Origin of the sequence: Testudinibacter sp. 'clade 2' (assembly GCF_006227735.1) — a bacterium.
Classification (GTDB): Bacteria; Pseudomonadota; Gammaproteobacteria; order Enterobacterales; family Pasteurellaceae; genus Chelonobacter.
In genome coordinates, this window is record NZ_VDHB01000224.1 from 1 (window position 1) to 1,275 (window position 1,275).

Consider the following 1,275-nt stretch of genomic DNA (forward strand, 5'->3'; position numbering starts at 1 on the left):
ATTATAGGAAATGGGGATGATGCTAAAAAGATTTTTGAACAGATAACAAAAAAAGAAATAGGAGAAGATGATACTGATAGTGCTTCTATTTTATTGATACAGATAAGATATCTACGTAAAATTCCTAAAGAAAATTCTCATTTAGAAAAAATTAGAACTATGCTAAACTCATTTGTAATAGATAATTCAGATTGAGGATTAGCCATATGCAAGATAAAAAAAAAATCCAAGTATTTGATTTTTTTTCCGGATGCGGCGGAACAAGCCAAGGCTTTAAACAAGCTGGCATGGAGGTTGTTTTTGGCTTGGATTTTGATAAAGAAGCAAGTAACACATTTCAACTAAATTTTCCAAATGCTTTTTTTATTAACGATGATATCACAAGGTTAAAAGTGGATTGCATCAAAGAAATTTTTGGAAAAAGTAAAAAAAATCAATGCTATACTTTATTTTCAGGCTGTGCACCTTGTCAGCCGTTTTCTACACAAAATAGTAAAAAATCAAATTCTGATCCCCGGAGACATTTACTTGGAGAGTTTGGGCGTTTTGTTAAATCCTATCATCCAGATTTTGTCTTTATTGAAAATGTACCTGGCATGCAAAACTTGAAAGGGTACTCTACTCCATTTTTTGACTTTTTATCACTACTTGATGAATTAGGTTATCAATACAGTTACGGTATTGTTTCGGCAATGTGGTTTGGTGTTCCTCAAGATAGGAAACGGCTTATCCTCCTGGCTTCCAAACATACGAATATATCTTTGCCGGCAAGCAGTTTTGATGGTATAAAAAAACCGTATTCAACTGTTAGGGATTGGATTTATGAGTTACCTGAAATATCCCATGGTCAAGAGCATGCCAATATCCCTGATCATAAATCAGCCTCATTAAATGCACTCAGCCTCCTTAGAATCAAACAGACGCCAGAAGGTGGGGGCAGAGAAGATTGGCAAGATAATGTAAAATTAAAGTGCCATAGGCATCATAACGGTCATAAAGATGTCTATGGTAGATTATCGTGGGATAAGCCATCTAGTGTTTTAACAACTAGATGTACAAGTTATTCCAATGGTAGATTCGGTCACCCTGAACAAGATAGAGCTTTATCCTTGAGAGAAGCAGCCTTATTACAAACATTTCCTATGAACTACCAATTTTCAGGGACATTTAATTCAAAAGCTAAACAGATAGGAAATGCGGTTCCACCGTTAATGTCAGAAGCTGTTGGTCGACATATTTTATCTACTTTTTGAAGTACTCCTAATTTAAGTCCTT

Annotated in this window: 2 protein-coding genes; both read left to right on the forward strand. The window is 34.8% G+C overall.

Going from position 1 to position 1,275, the window contains the following annotated elements; all coding sequences use genetic code 11:
• Nucleotides 1-195: hypothetical protein (locus FHQ30_RS13340; protein ID WP_176552781.1), on the forward strand; the 195-nt coding region annotated here is incomplete at its 5' end.
• Nucleotides 196-206: 11 nt separating this feature from the next.
• A complete protein-coding gene (locus tag FHQ30_RS12865) occupies nt 207-1,253 on the forward strand; it encodes a DNA cytosine methyltransferase (protein WP_139610786.1) in 1,047 nt (348 codons plus the stop codon).
• Nucleotides 1,254-1,275 lie beyond the last annotated feature (22 nt).

Bases quoted from the DNA above. Each gene is read 5' to 3' on its own strand.
- FHQ30_RS12865 (WP_139610786.1), top strand. From the start codon at position 207: ATGCAAGATAAAAAAAAAATCCAAGTATTTGATTTTTTTTCCGGATGC.